Origin of the sequence: Parvibaculum sp. (assembly GCF_040882025.1) — a bacterium.
Classification (GTDB): Bacteria; Pseudomonadota; Alphaproteobacteria; order Parvibaculales; family Parvibaculaceae; genus Parvibaculum.
In genome coordinates, this window is the sequence record NZ_JBBECC010000025.1 from 1 (window position 1) to 1342 (window position 1342).

The 1342-nt window shown below is 63.8% G+C and carries 1 protein-coding gene; it reads left to right on the forward strand.

Features of this window, described 5'->3' with window-relative positions:
- Window positions 1-12 precede the first annotated feature (12 nt).
- Window positions 13-1203 carry an elongation factor Tu gene (gene tuf / locus WEB61_RS02005; RefSeq protein WP_368062659.1) on the forward strand — a complete coding sequence of 397 codons (1191 nt, stop codon included), beginning with the start codon at window positions 13-15 and terminating at the stop codon, window positions 1201-1203.
- The last annotated feature ends 139 nt before the right edge of the window (window positions 1204-1342 follow it).

The window sequence follows — 1342 nt, forward strand, 5'->3', positions numbered from 1 at the left end:
AGGAGAGGCCCTATGGGCAAGGCAAAGTTTGAGCGTACGAAGCCGCACGTCAACATTGGCACGATTGGCCACGTTGACCATGGCAAGACGACGCTGACGGCAGCGATCACGATCATCCTGGCGAAATCCGGCGGTGCGACGGCGAAAGCCTATGCCGACATCGACGCAGCGCCGGAAGAGAAGGCGCGCGGCATCACGATCAACACGGCGCACGTCGAGTACGAGACGGCCAACCGTCACTATGCGCACGTCGACTGCCCCGGCCACGCCGACTATGTGAAGAACATGATCACCGGCGCCGCGCAGATGGACGGCGGCATCCTGGTATGCTCCGCCGCTGACGGCCCGATGCCGCAGACCCGCGAGCACATCCTGCTTGCCCGCCAGGTCGGCGTGCCTGCCTTGGTTGTGTTCCTCAACAAGGTCGACATGGTCGACGACGCCGAGCTGCTCGAGCTTGTCGAGATGGAAGTACGCGACCTGCTCTCGTCCTACAGCTTCCCGGGCGACGAGATCCCGATCATCAAGGGGTCTGCCCTGGCCGCCGTTGAAGGGCGCGATCCGGAAATCGGCGAGAAAGCCATTCTTGCGCTGATGGAAGCCGTTGATACCTACATCCCGACGCCTGAGCGCGCGCTGGACAAGCCGTTCCTGATGCCGGTCGAAGACGTGTTCTCGATCTCGGGCCGCGGCACGGTTGTGACCGGCCGGGTCGAACAGGGCATCGTCAAGGTCGGCGAAGAGATCGAGATCGTCGGCATCCGTCCGACCGTCAAGACGACCTGTACGGGCGTCGAGATGTTCCGCAAGCTGCTCGACCAGGGCCAGGCCGGCGACAATATCGGCGCGCTGCTGCGCGGCGTTGAGCGCGAAGGCGTTGAGCGCGGCCAGGTGCTTTGCAAGCCGGGCTCGATCATGCCGCACACGACGTTCGAAGCCGAGGCCTATATCCTCACCAAGGAAGAAGGCGGCCGTCACACGCCGTTCTTCACCAACTACCGCCCGCAATTCTACTTCCGCACCACCGACGTCACCGGCATCGTGAAACTGCCGGCCGACAAGGAAATGGTGCTGCCGGGCGATAACGTGAAAATGGATGTCGAGCTGATCCACCCGGTCGCCATGGACAAGGGCCTGCGCTTCGCCATCCGCGAAGGCGGCCGCACCGTCGGCGCCGGCGTCGTGTCGGAAATCAAGAAGTAAGCTGGAAACAGCTGACCTGGACAAGGGCCGCTTCCGAAAGGAGGCGGCCTTTTGCTTTTGGTGCCTGGCCGCTCAGCGCCCCGCCCGCCTCAATGGGGCCCGGTTTTCGCCGGGACAGGAAGGGAGGGGTGGGGAATGG

Bases quoted from the DNA above. Each gene is read 5' to 3' on its own strand.
- tuf (WP_368062659.1), top strand. From the start codon at position 13: ATGGGCAAGGCAAAGTTTGAGCGTACGAAGCCGCACGTCAACATTGGC.